Source organism: Luteibacter rhizovicinus, from assembly GCF_004342265.1.
In the GTDB taxonomy this organism is placed as follows: Bacteria; Pseudomonadota; Gammaproteobacteria; order Xanthomonadales; family Rhodanobacteraceae; genus Luteibacter; species Luteibacter rhizovicinus_B.
This window is the reverse complement of the sequence record NZ_SMCS01000001.1, coordinates 24,638-49,320: the sequence shown is the minus strand read 5'-3', so window position 1 is coordinate 49,320 and position 24,683 is coordinate 24,638. Positions and strand designations below refer to the sequence as shown.

Sequence of the window (24,683 nt, the reverse complement as noted above, 5' to 3'; positions counted from 1 at the left end):
ATCGTAATGCAAGCCCGTCAGGAGAGCGCGAACTGCTCGTCCAGGATGCGTTGCTGCAGGTTATGTTCCGGATCGAACAGCAGACGAACGGCATGGCGCCTCGCCTGGCGGATTTCCACCGACCGGACGTCGCGCACTTCATGAAAGTCCGCCGTGGCGCTGATCGGGCGCTTGTTGGGGTCTTTCGTCTCGAAACCGACACGGGTCGCGTGCGGCAGGATGGCGCCACGCCAGCGTCGCGGACGAAAGGGGCTGATCGGTGTCAGCGCCAGCACGTTGGCGTCCAGTGGCAGGATAGGGCCGTGCGCGGAAAGGTTATACGCGGTCGAACCGGCGGGCGTGGACACGAGGATGCCATCGCAAACCAGCTCCTCCAGCTTCACGGCATCGTTCAGGCGTACCCGAAGATGAGCTGCCTGGTTGCTCTGTCGAAGTAGCGCGACTTCGTTGAAGGCCAGCGCGCGCTGCTCGCTGCCGTCGTGGCAGGTGACATGCATTTCCAGCGGATGCAGCACCGCCGGATGCGCCCGCTCGATACGTTCGACGAGACCCTCGACCGCATGCTGGTTCATCAGGAAGCCAAGGCGTCCAAGCTTCATGCCATAGAACGGCAAGCCGAGCGATCGATAGGTATGCAGCGTACGTAGCATGAAACCGTCGCCACCCAGCGAGACGACGATTTCCGCCTCGGATGGATCGACGTTCCCGTAGTGCTTCACGAGCGCGTCGCGAGCCTGCTGGGCGACATCGGTTTCGCTGGCGACGAAAGCTAGACGCATGGATGGACGCCGAAGGAGGAACCAGGGCCGAGCTTAGAGCCTTAATGGGTGCGTTTCATAGCGTGAAGGAACACCATGCCTCCGCCCGCCATCGGACGGAGGCACGTCATACCGATCAACCGAGCGGAATCTGCGCCAGCTGGGCCAGTCGGCGAACCGCGACCGAAGCGATCGGGTAGTCCGCGTTCTGCGTGAGGATCTCCGCAAGCATGGCGCGCGTGTACTTCAGCGTCGGGTCGTCGCGTTCCAACCATGCCTGCACGGGGCTGATGTCGGTGCGGTCGCCCGCCACGCTCAGCACCTGCAAGGCCAGCGCACGCTGCTGGGCGTTGAGTTCGTCCAGCAGCGAACCGCGTGCCTGCGCATGCCATGCGCCTTCGACAGGCAACGCCTCGATCTGGTCGCGCAGCCACTCGAGGTCGAGGGCTTCACCCAGTTCGTAGAACACGGCCGCGACCTTCTCGATGGCGTAACCGCTTTGCTTGGACACTTCGACCATGTCCAGCGCCGCGCGCAGTACCGGCACGCGTGCAAGACGGACCGCCAGCGTTTCGGGGCAGCCGAGACCTTCCCACTTTTCCTGGCTGGACGAGAAATCGCCGCGGCCCGTGTTGGTCAGTGCATCCGGAAGCGCCTTGCGCAGTGCGGTGACTTCCGCACTGTAGCGCTCGACGTTGGCGGCGATATCGAGCGTGCCGCCCGGACGGTTGAGCAACCAGCGGGTGAGATGACGCAGCAACGACCATATCTGGAGGATCGCATCGATCTGCGTGTTCTCCGCCGCCTTGCCGTCCAGCTCTTCGATTTCCGCCCAGAGTTCGCGAGCGCCGAGAATCTCGCGAGCCGCCGTATACGCCTTGGCGATCGCGGCCGGACCCTGCCCCGTATCCTCCTGCATGCGCATCATGAAGGTGGCGCCCATGCGGTTGATCGTCGAATTGGTCACGGCCGTGGCAATGATTTCGCGCTTCAGACGGTGACGCTGCATGTGCTCGGCATACTTCTCGTGGAGCGGTACCGGGAAATAGCGAACCAGCTCGCGCGACAGGTACGGATCTTCCGGCACGTCCGATTCCAGCAACTGCTGGAACAGGCGGATCTTGTCGTAGGACAGCAGCACCGACAGTTCCGGACGCGTCAGGCCAAGGCCACGCGCCTTGCGCTCGGCAAGTTCGGTTTCGCTGGGCAGCGATTCGACCTGGCGATCCAGCAAACCCTCGCTTTCAAGGATGCGGATGAAGTGAGCCATCGAACCCAGGCGACGCACCGACTGGTGCTCCATGACCGTAATGGCCTGGTTCTGGCGATAGTTGTCCCACAGCACCAGACGGCCGACTTCGTCGGTCATCTCCGCCAGCTGGCGGTTGCGCGCCTCAAACGTCAGTTCGCCGCGCTGCACGGCATCGTTCAACAGGATCTTGATGTTCACCTCGTGATCGGAGGTGTCCACGCCGGCCGAGTTGTCGATGAAGTCGGTATTGAGCAGCACGCCGGCGGTCGCGGCTTCGATGCGGCCCTTCTGGGTCATGCCCAGGTTGCCACCCTCGCCCACCACCTTGCAGCGCAGTTCGTTGCCGTTGACGCGCAACGCGTTGTTGGCGCGATCGCCGACTTCGGCATGCGTCTCGGACGTGGCTTTCACGTAGGTACCGATGCCGCCGTTCCACAGCAGGTCGACCGGCGCCTTAAGAATGGCGCTGAGCAGGTCGGATGGCGCCATGTGCGTCACTTCGGCACGGATGCCGAGCGCGGCGCGCACTTCGGGAGAGACGGGCACCGACTTCGCGGTACGCGGATACACGCCGCCACCGGCCGAGATGAGCGATTTGTCGTAGTCGTCCCACGACGAACGCGGCAGCGCGAACAAGCGCTCGCGTTCCTTGAAGGAGCGTGCCGCGTCCGGGTTCGGATCGAGGAAGATGTGACGATGGTCGAACGCGGCCAGCAGGCAGATGTGTTCGGACAACAGCATGCCGTTGCCGAAGACGTCGCCGGACATGTCGCCCACGCCCGTTACGGTGAAATCTTCCGTCTGGCAGTCGCGCCCCAGCGCACGGAAATGCCGGCGTACCGACTCCCACGCACCCTTGGCCGTGATGCCCATGCCCTTGTGGTCGTAACCGTTCGAGCCGCCCGAAGCGAACGCATCGTCGAGCCAGAAACCGTGCTCGGCCGAGATCGCATTGGCGATATCGGAGAACGTCGCGGTGCCCTTGTCGGCGGCGACGACCAGATACGGATCGTCGTTATCGTGGCGGACCACCGAATGCGGCGCGACGATCTTGCCTTCGACAAGGTTGTCGGTGATATCGAGCAGACCGTTGATGAACATGCGGTAGCACGCAATGCCCTCGGCCAGCTGCGCATCGCGATCGGCACCGGCGGGCGGACGCTTCACGAAGAAGCCTCCCTTCGAACCGACCGGCACGATGACGGTGTTCTTCACCATCTGCGCCTTCACCAGACCCAGCACTTCCGTGCGGAAGTCTTCGCGGCGATCGGACCAGCGCAGACCGCCACGCGCGACCGAACCGAAGCGCAGGTGGATGCCTTCCACACGCGGCGCGTAGACGAAGATTTCGCGGAACGGTACTGGCTTGGCCAGGTCCGGCACGCTGTGCGAATCGAACTTGAAGCTGATGTACGGACGCGCCGCACCATCCCATTCCTGGAAGAAGCTCGTGCGCAGCGTGGCATGCACCAGCGAGATGAAGCTGCGCAGGATGCGGTCTTCGTCGAGGCTGGTGACATTTTCCAGCAACGCGTTGATCGCTTCCTCGATCGCCTTCGTCTGTTCCGCACGCGGCAGCGCCAGCGACGCGATCAGATTGCCGACCAGCGTCGGCTGCGCGGAAAGAACCTCGGGGTCCATCAGCGCACGCATTTCACTCGCCAGCAGTTGCTCGGCGCGCTGACGTTCGGCGGCGTCGAGATTTTCGCGACGTGGATCGAACCGGGCGTTGAACAGCTCGACCAGCAGGCCGGCGATGGCCGGGTAACGGTTGAGCGCGTCTTCCATATAGGCCTGGGAGAACGCGACGCCGGTCTGCAGCAGGTACTTGCAGTAGCTGCGCAGCACGGCGACCTGACGCCAGCCCAGCTTGGCGCCGAGCACGAGACGGTTGAAGCCGTCGTTCTCGGCGTTGCCGCGCCAGATCTGCTCGAACGCGTCTTCGAAGATGTTGCCGACTTGCTCGACGTCGAACGCCAGACGGCCGACGGGCTGCACTTCGAAGTCCTGGATGAAGAGCGCGCCGTCACCCAGCTTCACCTCGTACATGTGCTCGGTAAGCACGCGCAGACCGAGGTTTTCCAGCTGCGGCAGCACTTCGGAAAGCGCGATGTCCGAGCCGCTGCGGTAAACCTTGAAGCGCAGTTCTTCCGGCCGGTGCGGCGGGTGGTAGAACGACATGCTGATGGCGTCGGGACCGGCGAGGCCCGCCAGCGCGGCGACGTCGGCGGCGGCGATCTTCGGCGACACTTCGTCGACGTAACCGGCCGGCAATGCCTTGCCGTAACGGTTGGCGAGGATGATGCCCTGCTGTTCGCCCTTGGCGGCGATCAGGCCTTCGCGCAGGTCGTCGTACCAGTTGCGCGCGATGGACGCGATGGACGATTCGAGCGATGCGGCGTCATAGGCGGGACGGTCGCCGATACGCGGACGAACGACGACGTGCAGGCGCACCAGCGCCGATTCGCCCATCAGCACCGACGAATCCACATGTTCGCCGTGGAAAGCATCGCGCAGCAGGTTCTCGATGCGCTCGCGCACCGTCGTATTGAAGCGGTCGCGCGGCACGAATACCAGGCACGAGAAGAAGCGGCCGTAGCTGTCGCGGCGGATGAACAGGCGCGTACGAGTACGCTGCTGCAGTTCGAGGATGCCCGAGGACAGCGCGTACAGTTCGTCGGCATTGCACTGGAACAGTTCTTCGCGCGGCAACGTATCGAGGATGTGGCGAAGCGACTTGCCCGAATACGAATCGCGCTTCAGGCCCGAACGATCCATGACGGCATCGCACTTTTCGCGCACCAGCGGAACGTGCTGCGGACGGGCCATGTACGCGTTCGACGAGAACAGGCCGAGGAAGCGCTCTTCCGCGACCGGACGGCCACTGGCGTCGAACTTCAGCACGCCGATGTAATCCATGTAGCCCGCCCGGTGAATGGGCGAACGCGCGTTGGTCTTGGTGAGGATGATCGCGTCGGTGGAACCGGACTGCGGCAGTTCGCTGGCGACGAGGCTGCGCAGGGAGCGCGGTGCCACGGAGCGTTCGCCGCCGCGCAGGATGCCGAGGCCGGAATGGTCCACGGCGCGCAGTACTTCGTCGCCGTCGACCGGCGCGACTTCGTACTCGCGATAACCCATGAAGGTGAAATGATCCTGCGTCGTCCAGCGCAGGAACTCGGAAGCTTCGCGCACTTCGTCGGCGGACAGCGGCATGGCACGCTGCCCCAGCGAATCGGCGATCGCGAGCATTTTGTCGCGCATCTGCGGCCAGTCGGCGACCGTTTCGCGCACGTCGACCAGCGCGAGTTCGACATTCGCCTTCAGAACCTCGAGTTCCGTATCGTCGATGCGGTCGATCTCGAAACGCATCATCGACTCGGAACCGTCGCCCTCGCCGAGTGCCTCGAGGACGCCCACGGCCGAACGGCGCACGTGCATGACCGGATGGATGATGGCGTGGATTTCGGCATGCGCGGCGGCGACCATCGAAACGGTGTCGACGAGGAAGGGCATGTCGTCGGTGACGATTTCAATGACGGCGCGCGTCCCGGACACACCCGGATTGAAGACGCGAACCTTTGCGTTGCCCGGCGTGCGCTCACGCGCGAAGTCGAGCAGATCGGCGATCAGGGCAGCCCAGCGGTCGGGGGCATGCAGGGCGTAATCGCCGGGCGCCATGCGCTCGAAGAATGCGCCGATAAAAAAGCGCGCCTCATTGAGACGCTCCGCGGGAAAGTTGCTTTTCTTCATTTCTTCGAACACGACAGCGGTGAACTGGCCGTCTTCGGCAGCACGAATAGCATTCATGGCGGATATCGATGTGGGGAAGGTAAGAAATCCGCAAAAGCATAGCTCCCCCTCATGCGCGTATCCACCCGTGAAATGCGTTTCGGTAATGTGCCGTACACCGCATCGCGGCATTTCCCGCGATGCTTATATGCGTAACTGCGAACGGATCGCCTCCCGATGCATAAAGCATGCCGCCGCATCGCAACAATTCGCGTGCGCATGGTTTCGAAAGACGTTGACGTTCCTTATCCGGAGATTCTAAACTGGACGGTATAGTCCAGCTGGTATCCTCATGTCACGCCCGGATCCAAGACCCGCGTCCGATCATCAGCAGCGGGTACTCCAGGCGGCCTGTTCACTATTCTTGCGCGACGGTTACCGGGTCAGTATGGGCGCGGTGGCTCGCGAGGCGGGGGTATCGAAGCAAACGGTCTACGCGCACTACGAAAATAAGGACAGTTTGTTCTACGCTGCCATCGAACAGCTGGTTTTGCCCCTGCATGCGAGTCTCGAGCCCGAGCGCCGTACCCTGGCAGCCACGCTCGAAGCCCTTGCGGTGGCTCATCAGCAGCATGTCATGGACCGCACGACCGTTGCGCTGGCCAGGATGCTGATTTCAGAAGCGCCGCGTTTCCCGGCTGCTGCAAAGACTTTTTTCCGTACAGCCGTCGATAGCCTGACAGAACGGCTCGCTCTGCGAATGAAAGAAGCGATGGAACGCGATCAGATGCGGCAGGACGATCCCGACGTGGCCGCGGAGTTGTTCATGTCGATGCTGCACGGGCTGGAAGGAGACCGTCGTCTCTTTGGCATGCGTGGCAGAGGCCTGAAGGCACAGAATGACTGGGCCCGGCATGCGGTAACTGTATTTATGCACGCGTACGACATCGAACCCGATGAGCGGCCGCGAAAGAACACGAAACCTGGAAAAAGAACGGAGTTCTCATGAAGCCCCTTCCCCTGCGCACATCCCTGCTGTGCCTTGGCCTCGTTGCTGCCGTATCCGGCTGCGGCAAGGGCAAAGATCAACAACAACAGCAACCACCGCCGCCGGAAGTGGGCGTATTGACCGTCCAGCCGCAGACGGTACCGCTGGTCCAGGACCAGGTCGGCCGCCTGTCCGCGCTTCGCAGCGCCGACGTACGCGCCCGCGTTCCCGGCATCCTGCTCAAGCGCGTCTACGACGAAGGCACCGACGTCAAAGCCGGCCAGACCCTCTTCAAGATCGACCCTGCTCCGCTGAAGGCCGAACTCGACGCGCAGCTGGCGCTGCTGGCCTCGGCCCGCGCAACGGCAGCCAACAACAAAGTGGCCGCTGACCGCGCCCGCGGCCTGATCGGCAAGAACTACGTGTCGCGCGCCGACCTCGACAGTGCCGAAGCCGCCGAACGCACGTCCGCCGCAGCCGTGAAACAGGCCGAGGCGACCGTGCAGACCGCACGCATCAACCTCGGTTTCACCGACGTCACCGCGCCGATCGCCGGTCGCGCCGGCCAGCAGCAGGTCACCGAAGGTGCCCTGGTGGGTCAGAGCGATACAACCCTGCTGACCACGGTCGACGAGATCGACAAGCTGTACGTCAACTTCAGCATGTCGGTCACCGATCTCGACCAGATGCGCCGCGCCGCGGCCTCGGGCAGCGCCACGCTGTCCGCCACGGACCAGTCCGCCGTGCGCATTACGCTGCCGGATGGCTCGGATTACACCGATCAGGGCCTGCTCGACTTCTCGTCCGCCACCGTCAATCCGACGACCGGCACGGTGAACCTGCGCGCCAAGCTGCCCAACGAACAGCTCCGCCTGCTGCCCGGTCAGTTCGTGACCGTCAAGGCCACGCTGGGCGAACTGCATAACGTGTTCCTCGTACCGCAGGCCGCCGTGCTGCGCGATCCGAAGCATGCGTATGTCATGGTCGTGGGCCAGGGCAAGATGAAAGACCCGAAGACGGGCCAGGAAACGACGATCCCGACCGCCGCGGTACGCCGCGACGTCGATGCCAACCGGATCAGCGGCACGAACTGGCTGATTACCGGTGGCCTCAAGGCCGGCGATCAGATCATCGTGCAGGGTCTGCCCAAGGCCAGGGAAAACGCTCCGGTGAAGCCTTCGCCCATGTCGGTAGCGCCTGCGCAGAACGCGCCGGCCGCCGGTGGCGAACCGCATAACGGCAACGAACCGGCCAAGGCTTCGTCCTCGGCTGCCGCTGCCGGCAAGCAGTAAGGGAGCACCACCATGCCGAGTTTCTTTATCGACCGCCCCATCTTTGCCTGGGTGGTGGCGATCCTGATCAGCCTGTGCGGAACCATCGCACTGCTGAACATGGGTATCGAGTCGTATCCGAATATCGCGCCTCCGCAGGTCACCGTTTCGGCGACCTATCCGGGTGCGAGCGCGGACACGACCGAAAAGACCGTCACCCAGGTCATCGAGCAGCAGCTGACCGGTATCGATCACCTGCTGTACTTCAGCTCCGCTTCCAGCTCCAGCGGTACGGCGACGGTTACCCTGACGTTCGAAACGGGTACCGATCCGGACATCGCCCAGGTGCAGGTGCAGAACAAGGTATCGCTGGCGACACCGCGACTGCCGAGTGAAGTGACCCAGCAGGGCGTCGTGGTGGCGAAGGCCAATCCCGACTTCCTGATGTTCGTCGCGCTGACCTCCAACAACCCCGCGATCGACGGCAACCGCCTCACCGACATCGTGTCGTCGCAGGTGCTGGACCAGATCGCCCGTATCCCGGGCGTGGGCAGCACGCGTCAGCTCGGTGCCGAATACGCGATGCGCGTCTGGCTCAACCCGGACAAGCTGCAGGGTTACGGCCTCTCGGCCACCGACCTGCGTACCGCGCTCAGCACGCAGAACGTCCAGTTCGCCGCCGGCTCGCTCGGCACCGATCCGGCCGTCGACGGTCAGGGCTTCAGCGCCACCGTGTCCGCCGAGGGTCGCTTCACCAACCCCGAGCAGTTCGGCGACATCATCCTGCGCGCGAACAACGACGGTACGATCGTTCATCTGAAGGACGTCGCACGCGTCGAACTGGGGCCGCAGAACTACGGCTTCAACGCGACGTGGAACGGCATTTCGACCGGCTCGTTCGGTGTGCAGCTGCTGCCCGGCGCGAACGCGCTGGACGTTGCGAACGCCGTGCGCGCGAAGATGGACGAACTGTCCAGGAGCTTTCCGGACGGCGTGACCTGGTTCGCCCCGTACGACACCACGAAGTTCGTGACGATCTCCATCGAGGAAGTGGTTCACACCCTCATCGAAGCGATCATCCTCGTCTTCCTGGTGATGCTGCTGTTCCTGCAGAACTTCCGCGCCACGATCATCCCGACCCTGGTTATCCCGGTCGCGCTGCTCGGTACGTTCCTCGGTCTTTCGCCGCTCGGCTTCACCGTCAACCAGCTCACCCTGTTCGGCATGGTGCTGGCCATCGGTATCGTGGTCGATGACGCGATCGTCGTGATCGAGAACGTCGAACGCATCATGTCCGAGGAGGGTCTGTCTCCGAAGGAAGCGACGCGCAAGGCGATGGGTCAGATCACCGGCGCCGTCGTGGCGATCACCGTGGTGCTGGCGGCGGTGTTCATTCCGTCCGCGCTGCAGCCGGGCGCCTCGGGCATCATCTACAAGCAGTTCGCGCTGACCATCGCCGTGTCGATGGGCTTCTCGGCCTTCCTCGCCCTGTCCTTCACGCCCGCACTCTGCGCGACCATTCTTCGCGCCGAACACAACGAGAAGAAGAACTTCATCTATCGCGGCTTCAATAAGGTGTTCGACCGCGTCACGCACATGTATGCCGGCCACATCGGCGGCGCCGTGCGTCACGCTCCGCGCTGGATGATCGTGTTCGTGCTGGTGGCCGTGCTTTGCGGCTTCCTGTTCACCCGCCTGCCGACGAGCTTCGTGCCCGACGAGGACCAGGGCTACGCACTGGCGATCGTGCAGTTGCCGCCGGGTTCCAGCATCACCCGTACCGAAAAGGCCATGGGTGACATCCTGGGTATCCTGAAGAAGGATCCGGCGGTCGACGGTGTGTTCCAGATCTCCGGCTTCAGCTTCGTGGGCCAGGGCGAAAACGTGGGCATGGCGTTCATCCGCCTGAAGGACTGGGGCGAGCGCGACCTGACGGCTACCCAGTTCATCCAGCAGGCGAACGGCAAGATGCAGGCGGTCAGGGATGCCACGATCTTCGTGGTCAACCTGCCGACCATCCGCGGCCTGAGCCAGTTCGGCGGTATCGACATGTATCTGCAGGCCCGTGCCGGCCAGACGCGTGACGAGCTGACCCAGGCGCGCAACATGCTTCTCGGTCAGGCGGCACAGAACAAGGCGCTGATGGGCGTTCGTCCCAACACGCTGGAAGACGCGCCGTTGCTGCAGTTGCATGTGGATCGCACGCAGGCGCAGACGATGGGCCTTTCGGTCAGCGATATCTATACCGCCATCCAGCTGACGCTGGCGCCGGTATACATCAACGACTTCTCGTACGAAGGCCGCGTGAAGCGCGTCATGCTGCAGGCGGATGCGCCGTACCGCATGGGCAACGATGCGTTCCAGCACATCTTCACGCCAAGCACGATCGCGTCGTCCACCACGACGTCGTCGACCAACAGCAACATGATTCCGCTGTCGACCGTGGTCAATTCGCAGTGGACGATGGCCGCGCCGACGCTGAACCGCTACAACGGTTACTCGGCCGTGGAAATCGTCGGTAACGAAGCACCGGGTTATTCCACCGGTCAGGCGATGGCGGTCGTGGAAGGCATCGTCAACAACGGTCTGCCGAAGGGTTTCGGTTATGACTGGACGGGTCAGTCCTACCAGGAAATCCTGTCGGGCAATTCGTCGACGATGCTGATGGCCTTGTCGATCGTGATCGTCTTCCTCTGTCTGGCGGCGCTTTACGAGAGCTGGTCGATTCCGGTGTCCGTGCTGCTGGTCGTGCCGCTGGGCATTCTGGGTACGGTCGTATTCTCGATGCTGCGTGGCCTGCCGAACGATATCTACTTCAAGATCGGCATGATCACCGTTATCGGTCTGGCGGCGAAGAACGCGATTCTGATCGTGGAGTTCGCGGTGGAGCAGCAGGCAGGAGGCAAGACGCTGCGCGAAGGTGTGATCGAGGCGGCTCGTCTGCGTCTTCGTCCCATCCTGATGACGTCGCTGGCCTTTATCCTCGGCGTGTTCCCACTCGCCATCTCGACCGGCGCCGGCGCGAATTCGCGTCACGCCATCGGTACCGGCGTCATCGGCGGCATGCTGTTCGCCACGTTCCTTGGCCTGCTGCTGATTCCGGTGTTCTACGTCAGTGTACGTCGCCTGCTTGGCGACAAGCTGGATGAGGTGTCGAAGAAGATGCCGCATCACGGCGGCGACGACCACGACGGCGGCCCGACCGGCCATGGCCCGCAAGGTAGCGGTCCGAACGGTAACGGCCCCGGCGGCCCGAACCAGCCGCACGCCACCAACGTAGGCGACATGACCGCCTTCGATTCCGACCCTAGACGGGGACAGAATCGGACGTAATGAAAGAGCCCGGCGAAAGCCGGGCTTTTTTTTGTGGGCGCTGGCAAAACCCGAAGCCAGCCGCCACCCTCAACCACCACACATACCCCTCACCGTCGTCCCTGCGCAGGCAGGGACCCAGTGCGGTGCATGCGGTTGTCGCGATCACGCTCGATCAGCTCTTCGCCGCAGCGTCGTACATCGGTACGCACGGCACAGAGCCTGCCGGATAGTGGGGCGTGTTGTGGCGAAGAGCCGCAGTTTCGTGCTCTCAATAAATTGCACGCGTTTTTCGGAGTAGGTCGAAAGCATCCACGCGCCCTCACCGTCGTTCCGGCGCACGCCGGAACCCGCGGCGAGGCGACCGGTTGTCGCGACGGCAATGGTCGTTTTCAAGCTGAAACCTCAGCGTTCGGTCTTGCCCGGTGTGGTCGCTGCAGACGCCGGGGTGACGGCGAGGGAGATGACGCCGTGAGGGGAAGCCCACGCTTCGATTCCTCGCATCAAGTCGCTCGCCGAACCCTGGGATTGCCTGAAACCTGACGGCCGGGGCACTTACCCGCTTAAAATATTATACGGGTAATATTGACAAGCTAACTTTTACCCGGATATAAATAGCCCCTCGTCATTCTGCATTCCCGCCGCGATCGAACGCCTTCCCAAAAGGAAAAACGCACCATGCCCAAGCTCGAAGCCAACGGTATCGCTATCGAATACGAAAGCTTCGGCGCGAGCGATGCCGAGCCCATTCTGCTGGTCTCGGGCCTTGGCGTGCAGATGATTCGATGGACTGTCGCATTCTGCGAACTCCTGGCATCGCATGGTTACCGGGTGATTCGTTTCGACAATCGCGATGTCGGTCTTTCGACTCACTTCAACGACTCCCCGGTGCCCGACTTCACGACCGTGGCGCTCGCCCTGGGGCGTGGCGAGCAACCGGATGTGCCCTATACCCTCTATGACATGGCCGATGATGCGATCGGGCTCCTCGACGCGCTCGAGATCGAGCGGGCGCACATCGTTGGTAGATCGATGGGTGGAATGATTGCCCAAGTGATTGCCAGTGAGCATCCTCATCGCGCGCTGTCACTGACCTCCATCATGTCCGGCACCGGTAATCCTGGCTTGCCGCCAGCTACGCCCGAAGCGATGGCGGTGCTGACCCGGCGCGCGCCGGATCCATCGGAAGATGAAGAAGGTTTCCTGGCACACAGCGTCGCGTTCTCCCGAGTGATCGCTGGTCCTGGCTATCCGTTCGACGAAGCCGCCCAGCGCGCTCAGTCCCTGGCTGAAGTAAAACGAGCGTACAACCCCGCCGGATTCGGCCGGCAGATCGCCGCCATCGCTGTGGCTGGCGACCGTCGATCACGGCTTAACAGCATCGCTATCCCCACCCTTGTCATACACGGAGCGAGCGATCCGTTGATGCCCGTGGAAGCAGGCGAGGACACCGCGGCCAATATCGGCGATGCGACATTGCTGGTTTTCGAAGGGATGGGGCACGATCTGCCGCCCGCGTTATACGAAGCCATCGTGCGAGCCATTGTTGGCAATGCGCTTCTCGCAACACGGACTAGTGCTTAGGCGATTCGCTGGGAGGCAGGCATCTTCTGCCGGTATCCCTTCGCGTGTCGTGCGCATAAAAAAGCCCGGCTTTCGCCGGGCTTTTTTTCGGAACGGCCCTGCTTAGCGCAGCCCCGTCTCCGCACGCGCAATGACCAGACGCTGGATCTCGCTGGTGCCTTCGTAGATTTCCGTGATCTTCGCATCGCGGAAGTAACGCTCCAGCGGCATTTCCTTCGAATAGCCCATGCCGCCGTGGATCTGCACGGCCTGGTGGGTGATCCACATGGCCGCTTCGGAAGCGACGAGCTTGGCCATCGATGCCTCGGTGCCGAAGCGACCGCCGTTCTTGTCCGTCTGGGCCTTCGTCCACGCGGCGCGCAGGGTCAGCAGCAGAGCCGAGTCGAGCTTGCACTTCATGTCGGCGATTTTGGACTGGGTCATCTGGAACGTGCCGATGGGATGACCGAAGGCTTTGCGATCGCGCGACCAGGTCAGCGTCGCTTCGTACGCCGCGCGTGCAATGCCGACGGCCTGCGATGCGATACCGATGCGGCCGGCGTCCAACACGCCCATGGCGATGGAGAAGCCCTTGCCCTCTTCGCCCAGCAGGTTTGCTTTCGGGCAGACGTATTCGTTGAATTCGATTTCGCACGTGGCGGAGGCGCGGATGCCGAGCTTCGGCTCGGTCTTGCCTGCATGGAAGCCCGGCAGCTTGGTGTCGATGATGAAGGCCGAGACGCCACGCGCGCCGATGCCCGGCGTGGTGACGGCGAACAGCACGATGTAACCGGCGACGGGGCCGGAGGTGATCCAGCTCTTCTTGCCGTTGATGACCCAGTCGCCGTTCTCGTTCTTCACGGCGCGAGTGTGCATGTTCGAGGCGTCGGAGCCCGACTGCGGCTCGGTCAGCGCGTAGGCGCCGATGGCTTCGCCCGAGGCGATCGCGCGGACGTAGGTCTGCTTCTGTTCTTCGTTGCCGTTCTTCAGGATGCCGTTGCAGAACAGCGAATTGTTCACCGACATGATGGTGGACGTCGCGGCGTCGGCCGCGGCGATCTCGACCATGGCCAGCACGTAGGCCACCGGGTCCATGCCCGCGCCGCCGTATTCTTCGGGCACTTCGATGCCCATCAGGCCGAGCTGGCCCATCTCGCGGATGTTATCGAGCGGGAATTCGCCCCTGGCATCGAATTCGGCGGCGACCGGCACAATGCGTTTCTGCGCGAAATCGCGCGCGATGGATTGAATCGACAGCTGGTCGTCGGTAAAGCGGAAATCCATGGAACAACTCCGTGCCGTACACGCGGGCGGCTAAGTAATGGGACTGGAAAGCCCGCTATTCTAACGGGCGTTCGAGCCCGATCCCCTGTGCGCTGCAACACGAGCGCTTGACGGGCCGGTCGACGGGGCCTAGCCTTATGCATCTCTTTATCGCGATAAAAGGATGCGGCATGGACTTGTCGACAGCGTCCACGGTGCTGCGCCTGCTGGCCGATCCGACCCGCGTGCGCCTGCTGGCGCTGCTTGAGCGCGAGGAACTGACCGTGGCCGAACTGGCCGCGGTACTGCACCTGGCCCAACCCCGGGTGTCCACGCACCTGGCAAAACTCAAGGAAGCCGAGCTGGTCCGCGATCGCCGGGCCGGCGTGTCCGCCTATTACCGTTTCAACGGCGAGGCCGATCCGACCCTGCACACGCTGGTCACTTCGCTGCGCGACACGATCAACGACGCCCTGATCCGCGAGGACGCCGAACGCCTGCCCTCCGTCCTGGCCCAGCGCGCGCGCGCCGAAGGCTGGGCCGATACGGTCGCCGGCGATATGGAACGTCACTATTCCCCGGGACGTACCTGGGAGACCGTCGCCCGCTCGCTGCTCCAGTTGCTGGAGACCGGCGACGTGCTGGACATCGCTTCCGGCGACGGCGTGACCGCCGAACTGCTGGCGCCGCACGCGCGCTCGATCGTCTGCATCGACAGCAGCGACCGCGTGGTGGAAGCCGCGCGCACCCGCCTCTCGTCGTACAAGAACGTCGAAGTTCGCCAGGGCGATATGCATGCGCTGGACCTGGGCGCCGACCGCTTCGACCTTGTCCTGCTGCTGCACGCCCTCACTTATTCCGAACAGCCGGCGAAGGTCTTCGAGCAGGTCGCGCACGTGCTGAAACCCGGTGGCCGCGTCCTTGCCGCGACCCTTGGCGAACACGATCACCGCGCGGTCGTCGAGCCCTTCGACCATCGCAATCTCGGCTTCAGCTGTACGGGCCTCCGGGCGATGGCGGTCGATGCCGGCCTGGAGGTCATCAGTTGCGAGCGCCTCAGCCGCGAGCGTCGCGCACCGCATTTCGAAGTCATCAGCCTGCTTGCCCGCCGCCCCGCGAGGTCGAACGCATGAGTACCCTGCCCTGGCTCCACCCCGATCGTGTCGCCCTGCTCGAAAAGGGCCTGCGCGAGCGCATCATGATTCTGGACGGCGGCATGGGCACGATGCTGCAGGGCCACCAGCTGGACGAGTCCGGCTACCGCGGCGATCGTTTCTCCGCCGGTCACGACAGCCATCACGAGCACGACCATCCGGGCGAGTGCGACCTGAAAGGCAATAACGACCTGCTGCTGCTGTCGCAGCCGGAGATTATTCGCGGCGTGCACGAAGCCTATCTGCGCGCGGGCGCCGACTTCATCGAAACGAATACGTTCAACGCCACGCGCGTCAGCCAGGCGGATTACCACCTGGAACACCTGGTACCCGAACTGAATCGCGAAGGCGCACGTATCGCGCGCGAAGCCTGTGACGCCATGACGGCGCTGACGCCGGACCGCCCGCGCTTCGTGATCGGCGTACTCGGCCCGACCAGTCGCACGGCGTCCATCTCGCCCGACGTGAACGACCCGGGCTTCCGCAATGTCAGCTTCGAAGAACTCGCCGCCAATTACACCGAGGCGGCACGTGCGCTGATCGAAGGCGGCGCCGACACGATCATGGTGGAAACGATCTTCGACACACTGAACGCCAAGGCCGCACTCTTCGCGCTGGACCAGCTCTTCTTCGTGCTGGGCGGGCGCGTGCCGGTGATGATCTCCGGCACGATTACCGACCGCTCGGGCCGCACGCTTTCGGGACAGACGGCCGAGGCGTTCTATTACTCGGTTTCGCATATCCGCCCGCTGTCCGTAGGACTGAATTGCGCCCTCGGCGCTGCAGACCTGCGCCCCCACGTGCAGACCCTGGCAAACGTCGCCGACAGTTTCGTCAGCACGCACCCGAACGCCGGCCTGCCGAACGCCTTCGGCGAATACGACGAGACACCCGAACAGATGGCCGACGTCATCGCCGGGTTCGCACGCGACGGCCTGCTGAATATCGTCGGCGGTTGTTGTGGCACCACGCCCGCCCATATCGAAGCCATCGCCAACGCCGTGCAGCCATATGCACCGCGTGCATGGTCGAAGGACACCGCATCAGCCGCATGAACACGATCCGCTATACGCGCCTTTCCGGTCTGGAACCCCTGATCCTTACGCCGGACCTGAACTTCATCAACGTCGGCGAACGCACGAACGTCACCGGCTCGGCGCAGTTCCGCAAACTCATCAAGGAAGGCCGCTACGAAGAAGCGGTCGACGTCGCACGCCAGCAGGTCGAAAGCGGCGCGCAAATCATCGACGTCAACATGGACGAAGGCTTGATCGATTCCGAAGCGGCGATGACGCGCTACGTGAACCTGATCTCCTCCGAGCCCGACATCGCGCGCGTGCCGATCATGGTCGACTCGTCGAAATGGAGCGTGATCGAGGCCGGCCTGCGCTGTATGCAGGGCAAGGGCATCGTCAATTCCATTTCGATGAAGGAAGGCGAAGCGCTGTTCCTCGAATACGCCCGCAAGGTTCGTCAGTACGGCGCGGCCGTGGTCGTGATGGCCTTCGACGAGGCCGGCCAGGCCGACACCTGCGAACGCAAGGTGGAAATCTGCTCGCGTGCGTACGAGCTGCTGACCGGCGAACTCGATTTCCCGCCCGAAGACATCATCTTCGACCCGAACATCTTCGCCGTGGCGACGGGCATCGAGGAACACAATAACTACGCTGTCGACTTCATCGAAGCCACGCGCGAACTGAAGAAGCGTTTTCCCGCATCGCATATTTCCGGCGGCGTTTCCAATGTGTCCTTTTCGTTCCGCGGTAACAATCCCGTTCGCGAAGCGATCCATTCGGTTTTCCTGTATCACGCCATCGGCGCCGGTATGGATATGGGCATCGTCAACGCCGGCGCGCTGGCCATCTACGACGACCTGCCCGAAGAACTTCGCGAACGCGTCGAGGACGTCGTCCTCAATCGTCGTCCCGATGGCACCGAGCGACTTCTCGAAATCGCCGACAAATATCGCGGCGGCAAGGAAACGGTCGTTGTCGAAACCCAGGCATGGCGAGAGAAGCCGGTGCGCGAGCGACTCAGTCACGCGCTGGTGCACGGCATCGATCAGTACGTCGTGGAAGACACCGAAGAAGCGCGCCAGCTTTCGTCGCGCCCGCTCGACGTGATCGAAGGTCCGCTGATGACGGGCATGAACCATGTCGGCGACCTGTTCGGCGCCGGCAAGATGTTCCTGCCGCAGGTGGTCAAGTCCGCGCGCGTCATGAAGAAGGCCGTGGCCCATCTCATTCCCTTCATCGAGGAAGAGAAGCTGCGCACGGGCGATGCCGGCAAGAACAACGGCAAGATCGTGCTCGCCACCGTCAAGGGCGACGTGCACGACATCGGCAAGAACATCGTCGGCGTGGTGCTTCGATGCAATAACTTCGAAGTGATCGATCTCGGTGTAATGGTGCCCACGCAGAAGATTCTCGATATCGCGCGTGCCGAGAATGCGGACATCATCGGCCTCTCCGGCCTGATTACGCCGTCGCTGGAAGAAATGAGCCAGGTCGCGCGGGAAATGCAGCGCCAGGACTTCCACGTGCCACTGATGATCGGTGGCGCAACGACCTCGCGCGCGCATACCGCGCTGCGCATCGAGCCGCATTACAAGGCGCCGACGGTCTGGGTGAAAGACGCCTCTCGCGCCGTGGGCGTGGCGCAGTCGCTGGTCAGCAAGGACCTGGTGGAAGACTTCATTGCCAAGGTCCGCGCCGACTACGCCGAGGTACGCGAGCGTCACCGCAATCGTGGGCCGGGCAAGAGCCTCGTTCCGCTGTCCAAGGCCCGCGCCCAGCGTTGGACGTGCGATTGGGCAGCGTATGAACCACCCACGCCAAAAGCGCCGGGAATCACGGTTTTCGCCGACTACGATCTGGCGGAACTTCGCCGGTATATCGACTGGCTGCCGTTCTTCAACGCATGGGAACTGGCGGGCAAGTTTCCGGCCATCCTCACCGACGAAGTCGTCGGCGTACAGGCGACCGAGCTATACAACGACGCCCAGCGCATGCTCGACAAGTTGATTGCCGAAAAGTGGCTGACCGCGAAGGGCGTCATCGGCTTCTGGCCCGCTGCGCATCACGGCGACGATATCGAGGTTTATGCCGAGCCGGGCACGGGCACGGGCACGGGCAAGCGCAAGCCCATCGCCACGTTGCGTCATCTCCGGCAGCAGGTCGACAAGCCGGTAGAACGCCCCGACTTCTGCCTCGCCGATTTCGTGGCGCCGAAGGACAGTGGCGTGCAGGACTGGGTTGGCGGCTTCGCGGTCACCGCCGGTATCGGCATCGACGAGCATGTCGCGCGTTTCGAAGCGGAACACGACGACTACTCGTCCATCATGCTCAAGGCCCTGGCCGATCGCCTCGCCGAGGCGTTCGCCGAACGCCTGCACGAACGGGTGCGCAAGGAATTCTGGGGCTACGAGCCGGAAGAGTCGCTGGATAACGACAGCCTTATCGCCGAGAAATACCGCGGCATCCGCCCCGCCCCCGGCTATCCCGCCTGCCCCGAGCATACCGAGAAAGGCACGCTGTTCGAACTGCTGGATGCTCCCGCGAACACGACGATCGAACTGACCGAAGGCTACGCGATGTATCCCACCGCGGCGGTTTCCGGGTGGTACTTCTCCCATCCCGAGAGCCAGTACTTCGTCGTGGGTCGCCTGACCCGCGAGCAGGTCGACGACTATGCGAAGCGCAAGGGCTGGGACCGGACGGAAGCCGAGCGCTGGCTGGCCCCCTATCTCGACTACGACCCCGATTAAGTCTCTTCGGGGCCGCCCGGGCGCACCGTTTCCTCGTGGTTGCGGGAGCGCAGGTGGGCGAACACGTTGTAGAACGACACCAGCATCGGGAAGGCCGTCTGGATGATGCCCACGGAGTCGTTCTTGCCCCAGATGAAGTAAGCCAGCGTCAGCACGCTGCCGACGACGGACAGGTACCAGAAGGACATCGGTACCACGACCTTCTTCTGCTTCTTGGTCGCGTAGAACTGCACGAACCAGCGGGCCGTGAACAGCAGCGTGCCCAGCAGGCCGATGATCTTCCATGGCGTCAGGGTCAGGAGGTGGAGGTCGGCGAGGGCTTCATGCATGATGTCGTGTCCGGGGCGGTCGAAAATCGAGCGCATTGTACCGTTCAGGCGTCGCCACCGGTCTTACGCGATGCTGAGAACCCGTCGAAGCAGGTGCTTTCGTTCAGGCGATTGACCCCGGACCCGCCGCCCCGTAGAATTCCGCCCTCGCGATGGGCGGTTAGCTCAGCGGTAGAGCACTGCCTTCACACGGCAGGTGTCACAAGTTCGATCCTTGTACCGCCCACCATCCGAATACCGAAATCCCGGCCTTGCGCCGGGATTTCTTCGTTTAGCCAGGCGCTTCTGCGAGCGTGCGTGTAGCAACGAACCGTCACACGGCAGGTGTCACAAGTTCGATCCTTGTACCGCCCACCATCTCGATTCCGGCGAACGTCGCTTTCTGTGGGAGCGCGCCTGCGCGCGAAAGCCTACGGAGCGGCAAAGCTGCACACTTTGTGTCCGAAGCCCAACCTCCCGGCTGCCGATGTGCCATGCGTGACGTGAACGATCACGGCGTACAGGCGGCCCCGGCTGCCAGCTTGCTCGATGCCACGGAACCTGAGATCGAAACCACGATCTGCGAGCCGGCCACTTCGCTGTTGTTCTCACCCACGCCCGTGTCCACGCCATTCTTTCGCGAGCACAGTAGAAACGTGTCCGTGGTCCGCGTGCTATTCGCGACGACGGGACCGCTCAGACCGAAGGTCAGGACAGCGCCATCGGTTGCCTGAATCGAGACGCGCGTCTGCGGTGTGCCGACGCGCAGGAGCTGATGACTGGCATTGGACGAATCATAGGTCTGGTTCGCACCCTTGGTACCTGCGTCATACGTGTATACCAGCCAGCCAAGGTCGTAATCCTTGTTGTCCGTCGTGCACGTGGCGCCATCGAGACTGCGACAGATCGAAACGAACTTGTGTCGCGTGGCGGCTTCGCCGCGCGCGTATTGCAGGTCGCCCATCAGGTTGTTGGCGACGTTGCTGACATTGGAGCGCCGCATGGTGCTGCGGAAGCTGGGGACGGCGATGGCAAGGAGAATCGCCAGCACCATGATGGTGATCATCAGTTCGACGATCGAGAAGCCGGCGTTCTTCGTACGGATGTTCACCACGATCATTCCCCTGTCCCCTGCCGGCTTACCAGCACGTGCCGTTGACGTTGGTCTGCCCGGTCTGCGACTTCGTGCCGCGCGAATCGATTGTCAGATTTCCGCAGGCATCTTTCGTCTGCCCCAACTGCACCGTTGCCGTTGCTATATAGGCCGTCGTGTAGTCGGAGGTGCCGACTTTCCCGATGCTTATCTTGTAGTACCCGTTATCCGTCGTGTCCGTTGCGAACTTCAGGTCCGTCGTCACGGATCCAGCGTAGTTATTGTAGGTCGCGTAGTAACGCTCCTGCGCCACCGCGACCTTCATCAGCATGCCCTGCCCTTCCGCGCGCCGTGCCCGGTAGGCGTACCGGTTATACGAGGGCACCGCGATCACCGCCAGGATGCTGATGATGATGACGACGATCATCAGCTCCATCAAAGTAAAACCACCCACTCGCAGCGGTTCCTGCATACGCTTCATCGACCTTCCCCCGGACTCAGTTGCCATTGTTCAACGCCCGCCACGAGCGACGACGCCAGATCGCATCGCCAATGCCGAGCGGTGTGCCATCGGACAGCAGCGAAATACCTGGCAGGACGATCTTACCGCCGCCGATAACCGTCGCTGCGGGTAATCCGCCGCCCGCCGGGACGTTCTTCACGCGAGCACCGGCGACTGTATAGCCGGTGGTCATCGACACGCTACCCGCGCTCACGCCGCTGGATGCACCGCCGGTTGCCGCGTCGATCACCAGGACAGCACCCAGGCGAACCGGGTCGCAGGGATCGGTACTGCCCGGAATGAGCGTGGTGATAATCGCGCGACCGCTGTCGAACAGCGCCGTGGCATCGACGACCACGCGCTCGCCCTTGTTCGTCTGGGGAGTGCCCACGGTGAGGTTGATGAACCAGCCGTAGACTACCGTGCCATCGGACAGGGTCGCGGGAACGGCATTGGTCGTGAGACCGCGAACATTGCTTACCTCGGCCATCTTCTGTTCGACGAGCGTACTCGTACCCTCGACGACGGGAGCCGTGTTGGACGGACCGCGATCGCGGATGCCGTATATGCCCTGGACCTTGCTGTTCGCGTCGGACACCGTGTTGTCGGTGGCGCCGAGGTATTTGCCCGTACCAAAGACCACCATAAAATAAGAAGACGTGGGATCGGAGAACAGACGCGGCATGACCGTGATCGGTCTATCGCCCGGAGTCTTCGGCCGGAAAGCCAGCGTGACGGCCCACTTGTCTGGCGACGGATCGGCGAGATCGAAGCGCCACAGGTTGCCCTGCAGGTCGCCGGCAAATGCCACGTCGTCGACCTGATCGTTGTTGTAATCCCCGAGGACGGCCGACGAAAGACCGTAGCTCACGATGTTGCTGATGCCGCCTATCGAGGTCGGTGTCTTCAGTTCCTTGATCACCGCGCCGGTCTCTGCATCGAGGACAAAGAGCGAACTGGTTGTATTGGAAGCTGCGGCAACCTTGCTACCGGTTGGGAAATAGCCGCTCGGAACAAGGACGACCCACTTGCCATTGGCCAGGCGACCTACGTTCGGTTTACCGAACGTATAGCCGAGATTCGCGCCAACGTTGGTTCCGGTGGAATCGACGCTGTCGCTATTGAATTCCCAGAGTACCGTGCTGTTCGGCGAGGACTCCGAAGCACTGGCATTCGTGATATCCAGCGCGTAGATGCCGCGACCACCGAGGCGCAGACCGCCGATGAGGATGGTATGCCAGCCCACCTTTCCGGTACCGCTGAAGAAAACATCCCGTGCGACAGGCGTCGCATCGACGGTAGGCACGAAGTTGAAGCCCGACTTGGGCGTAAGGCTGTTCAGACTGCCATACACCGTAAACGGAACATATGCCCAGCGCTCCTTGCCGGGGTCCGGCGTGACGTCGACATCGGCTGCTTTGGTGCTGCTCGTCGTCGCGTCGAACGCATGAAGCATGCCGTCGTTGGCGCCGACGTACAGCGTGGGCGCCCGCTTCTGATGATCGGCGACGAACTGCTCGTAGCTGTATTTCAACGCACCCGAGGTGTCGACGGCCATTTCGGGCGCCGTATTTTTGCCGACATTGGGGAAGCTGTCGCGATACCCGCTGGCAGGATAGGCCACATAGACAGGCTGGGAGTTGATGATCGCCCCGAGTGCCGATACGCGGGTGCGGAAGCTGGTGCCTTCCTTCGTCGTGTCGCCACGCAGGTACTTGAGCCTGTCCGAACCCGTGCTACCCGTATTGAACGTAGAATCGACGGCGGTCAGGGCCGCCTGGACCGACGCCCACTGGAACGCGGCACCATTGCCGCTTCCCGAAGCCGTACTCGTCAGGATGACGCGCGAATCGCCCGCCTTGTTACGCGTGGTAAGCAGAGCAGAGCCGTCCCATAACGTCGACCCTATCGCGCCAGTCGAGTCGACCGACTTGGCAAGAAGCGATCCGACCCAGCTCGCGCTGTCGTAGCCGGTCGTATACGTGACGCTCGACGTGCTCAGCACGGCGGTATTGAGTACACCGGCAACCGACGACGATGTGCGGGCAATAATGCGGGCGAGCAATTGAGACAGTGCCTTTGTCAACGCAGCCGGATCGCGCGCGCTAAAGTACTGACCTCGACTGTTGACCGCTGCATGCCATGTGTCGTCGATGTCGGTAGCGTCGCCGTTGCCCGTACCCGTCGGGGTCGGCCAGCTCTTCGTGCCTTTACGAAGTGCCGCATAGTCGCCGTCGTATGCCAGCGTGCCGTCGATACCCAGCGTAATCATGAACTGAACGAGATGCGGCCAGGTCGCCGGATCGTTCTTCGGGTTGAAGTAGATCGCAGCAGGCACGGTACCCGTACCGTTCCATGCGACGGCGTTGCCGCTCGCATCGGAGTAATCCGTAAAAGATGGCGGAACACCCAGCTTCGGCGTGCCATCGGCGTTCTTGAAGTCCGGCCGCAGATTGGTCACCCAATAATTGAACGCGATATCCGAAAGTGTCGAATAAGTTGTAGTAGCAGGCACGTTCCAGAATATCTTCGCCTCGGCGTTACCCGAACTGCCCCCCTGGTAAACGTTTCCGTCCGGCAGGGTGATCGTGCTGGCCTGCACCGTATTCGCGGGAATGCCAGGATCGCCGCCGTTCCAGTAACCATCGGTTACCAGCAGGCTGTAGTTGAGGCGGCAGGACAGCTCCAGACCCGTGCCGTCCGTGCCGATATTCGGTTCGAAGTAAGGATTCTTGTTCGTTTTTCTGATCGTATTGTTGTTGCCGGTCATGAAAATGTCGCCGGCTTTCTTGATCGCTATGCGGGTCGGTGTGCCGCCGCTGGCGTTTACGGCATACAACCACTTGAAAAAGGTGGTGCGTGGACCGACGCCTGTCGACGTGTCCGCGAAAGCATCGAACGTAGTCGTGCCTCCGGTAAGAACGTAGTTGCTGTTGTTGAGATTCTGGAAAACAACGCGAATGGTGCTACCAAGACCCGCGAAAACGTCCGATATCGCGCTGCGCGTCATCAAATTACGAGTGCGGTAGTAGGAATACCAATTGGCAAAATTCTGCCTGTCCGCATCCGTTCCACTGCTCAGCGTAGTGATGACGCAGCCCGCCTCCGACAATACCGTAGGGCAGGTGTAATAAAAGCCGCCATCCTGCCCACCGGCCAACGTCCTGTCGATGTCGCTGACGCCACTCTGGTAGGCCTGTCTGCCCGAAGTGGTGTTGTTACCGAAACCACTCCTGAAGTTGTTGCTCAGATTGACCGTCGCCGTGCAAGGTGTATTGGTATCTATGGTGCCATTGCTTGTTACAGCAAATTTCGTCGTATTCGCACAGATGCCGTCGCGCCATGCCCCGCCTCCTTTTTTGTCCCCGTAGACGGCTAAAGCAAATGGCGTCACGCCATCCGCCGTGAGCGGCGCCGAATAGGTAATGGCGGGGTTGTAGTACTGCGAATTCGTCTTCGATGAGTAGTAGTACTTCTTGCTCTGGGTACCATCCAACGTATCGGGCAAATTCGTCGAACCCATCGAGCCCGAATCGTCGAAGGTCACCGCGATATTCGGCGCGACACCCACCGTCAGATCGGGCGGCGTCGTGCTGAGGTCGGTGGTGTAGTAGGTGGTCGTGGTCTGCGAGACCGACACACCCGAATAACCGCCGAATACGCACAGGCCCAGACCCAGGGCCACGTTGCGCAACAGATGGAATTTGCTGGACAGGGAGGTCAT

The 24,683-nt window shown here is 62.5% G+C and carries 14 protein-coding genes and 1 tRNA gene; 8 read left to right on the top strand and 7 right to left on the bottom strand.

The genetic code is table 11. The annotated features are described in order from the left end of the window. Window positions 1-17: 17 nt before the first annotated feature. Both EC912_RS00190 and EC912_RS00185 read right to left on the bottom strand, forming a co-directional pair. Window positions 18-779: an NAD kinase gene (locus EC912_RS00190; RefSeq protein ID WP_132141135.1), complete on the bottom strand. Its 762-nt coding sequence runs from the start codon at window positions 777-779 to the stop codon at window positions 18-20. A 115-nt stretch (window positions 780-894) separates the two neighbouring features. Then, window positions 895-5,817 (bottom strand): NAD-glutamate dehydrogenase, encoded by a 4,923-nt coding sequence (locus EC912_RS00185; protein WP_132141134.1) that lies wholly within the window; start codon window positions 5,815-5,817, stop codon window positions 895-897. Window positions 5,818-6,091: 274 nt separating this feature from the next. On the opposite strand from EC912_RS00185, the gene EC912_RS00180 reads away from it, so the two are divergent. The 4 genes from EC912_RS00180 to EC912_RS00165 all read left to right on the top strand — a co-directional run bounded on the left by EC912_RS00180 (window position 6,092) and on the right by EC912_RS00165 (window position 12,894). Next, window positions 6,092-6,748 (top strand): TetR/AcrR family transcriptional regulator, encoded by a 657-nt coding sequence (locus EC912_RS00180; protein WP_132141133.1) that lies wholly within the window; start codon window positions 6,092-6,094, stop codon window positions 6,746-6,748. Beyond that, the gene (locus EC912_RS00175; protein WP_132141132.1) at window positions 6,745-8,019 is read left to right on the top strand and encodes an efflux RND transporter periplasmic adaptor subunit; all 1,275 of its coding nucleotides are present in this window, start codon (window positions 6,745-6,747) and stop codon (window positions 8,017-8,019) included. Before EC912_RS00180 ends, EC912_RS00175 begins: the two co-directional genes overlap by 4 nt. Window positions 8,020-8,031: 12 nt before the next feature. Continuing rightward, window positions 8,032-11,331, top strand: a complete 3,300-nt coding sequence (locus tag EC912_RS00170) for a multidrug efflux RND transporter permease subunit (protein WP_132141131.1) — start codon at window positions 8,032-8,034, stop codon at window positions 11,329-11,331. A 657-nt stretch (window positions 11,332-11,988) separates the two neighbouring features. Beyond that, entirely contained in the window at window positions 11,989-12,894 is a 906-nt protein-coding gene (locus EC912_RS00165; RefSeq protein WP_132141130.1) for an alpha/beta fold hydrolase, read from the top strand. Between the two features lie 102 nt (window positions 12,895-12,996). On the opposite strand, the gene EC912_RS00160 is transcribed toward EC912_RS00165, so the two are convergent. Continuing rightward, window positions 12,997-14,157, bottom strand: coding sequence for an acyl-CoA dehydrogenase family protein (locus tag EC912_RS00160; RefSeq protein ID WP_132141129.1), 1,161 nt, complete (start codon window positions 14,155-14,157; stop codon window positions 12,997-12,999). A gap of 170 nt (window positions 14,158-14,327) precedes the next feature. On the opposite strand from EC912_RS00160, the gene EC912_RS00155 reads away from it, so the two are divergent. Genes EC912_RS00155 through metH form a run of 3 tightly spaced genes read left to right on the top strand, consistent with a single transcriptional unit; the run spans window position 14,328 to window position 19,056 of the window. After that, window positions 14,328-15,269 (top strand): ArsR/SmtB family transcription factor, encoded by a 942-nt coding sequence (locus EC912_RS00155; RefSeq protein WP_132141128.1) that lies wholly within the window; start codon window positions 14,328-14,330, stop codon window positions 15,267-15,269. Next, complete coding sequence (locus EC912_RS00150) at window positions 15,266-16,345, top strand: homocysteine S-methyltransferase family protein (protein ID WP_132141127.1); 1,080 nt, start codon at window positions 15,266-15,268, stop codon at window positions 16,343-16,345. The genes EC912_RS00155 and EC912_RS00150 overlap by 4 nt, the downstream gene beginning before the upstream one ends. Then, window positions 16,342-19,056 carry a methionine synthase gene (gene metH, locus EC912_RS00145; RefSeq protein ID WP_132141126.1) on the top strand — a complete coding sequence of 905 codons (2,715 nt, stop codon included), beginning with the start codon at window positions 16,342-16,344 and terminating at the stop codon, window positions 19,054-19,056. The genes EC912_RS00150 and metH overlap by 4 nt, the downstream gene beginning before the upstream one ends. On the opposite strand, the gene EC912_RS00140 is transcribed toward metH, so the two are convergent. Then, window positions 19,053-19,385 carry a lipid-A-disaccharide synthase N-terminal domain-containing protein gene (locus EC912_RS00140; RefSeq protein ID WP_132141125.1) on the bottom strand — a complete coding sequence of 111 codons (333 nt, stop codon included), beginning with the start codon at window positions 19,383-19,385 and terminating at the stop codon, window positions 19,053-19,055. The two genes, metH and EC912_RS00140, sit on opposite strands and share 4 nt — an antisense overlap. A 154-nt stretch (window positions 19,386-19,539) precedes the next feature. On the opposite strand from EC912_RS00140, the gene EC912_RS00135 reads away from it, so the two are divergent. Further along, window positions 19,540-19,614 (top strand) — tRNA-Val (locus EC912_RS00135). A gap of 261 nt (window positions 19,615-19,875) precedes the next feature. On the opposite strand, the gene EC912_RS00130 is transcribed toward EC912_RS00135, so the two are convergent. The 3 genes from EC912_RS00130 to EC912_RS00120 are packed head-to-tail and all read right to left on the bottom strand — an operon-like array spanning window position 19,876 to window position 24,683. Continuing rightward, window positions 19,876-20,475, bottom strand: coding sequence for a GspH/FimT family pseudopilin (locus EC912_RS00130; protein WP_165973453.1), 600 nt, complete (start codon window positions 20,473-20,475; stop codon window positions 19,876-19,878). 28 nt (window positions 20,476-20,503) lie between these two features. Beyond that, a complete protein-coding gene (locus EC912_RS19720) occupies window positions 20,504-20,938 on the bottom strand; it encodes a type IV pilin protein (protein WP_132141124.1) in 435 nt (144 codons plus the stop codon). A 16-nt stretch (window positions 20,939-20,954) separates the two neighbouring features. Further along, on the bottom strand, window positions 20,955-24,683 hold the full coding sequence (locus EC912_RS00120) for a pilus assembly protein (protein WP_132141123.1): 3,729 nt from the start codon (window positions 24,681-24,683) through the stop codon (window positions 20,955-20,957).

Coding starts and splice junctions, on each gene's coding strand:
- EC912_RS00190 (WP_132141135.1), bottom strand. CDS start 779: ATGCGTCTAGCTTTCGTCGCCAGCGAAACCGATGTCGCCCAGCAGGCT.
- EC912_RS00185 (WP_132141134.1), bottom strand. CDS start 5,817: ATGAATGCTATTCGTGCTGCCGAAGACGGCCAGTTCACCGCTGTCGTG.
- EC912_RS00180 (WP_132141133.1), top strand. CDS start 6,092: ATGTCACGCCCGGATCCAAGACCCGCGTCCGATCATCAGCAGCGGGTA.
- EC912_RS00175 (WP_132141132.1), top strand. CDS start 6,745: ATGAAGCCCCTTCCCCTGCGCACATCCCTGCTGTGCCTTGGCCTCGTT.
- EC912_RS00170 (WP_132141131.1), top strand. CDS start 8,032: ATGCCGAGTTTCTTTATCGACCGCCCCATCTTTGCCTGGGTGGTGGCG.
- EC912_RS00165 (WP_132141130.1), top strand. CDS start 11,989: ATGCCCAAGCTCGAAGCCAACGGTATCGCTATCGAATACGAAAGCTTC.
- EC912_RS00160 (WP_132141129.1), bottom strand. CDS start 14,157: ATGGATTTCCGCTTTACCGACGACCAGCTGTCGATTCAATCCATCGCG.
- EC912_RS00155 (WP_132141128.1), top strand. CDS start 14,328: ATGGACTTGTCGACAGCGTCCACGGTGCTGCGCCTGCTGGCCGATCCG.
- EC912_RS00150 (WP_132141127.1), top strand. CDS start 15,266: ATGAGTACCCTGCCCTGGCTCCACCCCGATCGTGTCGCCCTGCTCGAA.
- metH (WP_132141126.1), top strand. CDS start 16,342: ATGAACACGATCCGCTATACGCGCCTTTCCGGTCTGGAACCCCTGATC.
- EC912_RS00140 (WP_132141125.1), bottom strand. CDS start 19,385: ATGCATGAAGCCCTCGCCGACCTCCACCTCCTGACCCTGACGCCATGG.
- EC912_RS19720 (WP_132141124.1), bottom strand. CDS start 20,938: ATGAAGCGTATGCAGGAACCGCTGCGAGTGGGTGGTTTTACTTTGATG.
- EC912_RS00120 (WP_132141123.1), bottom strand. CDS start 24,683: ATGACCTCCCTGTCCAGCAAATTCCATCTGTTGCGCAACGTGGCCCTG.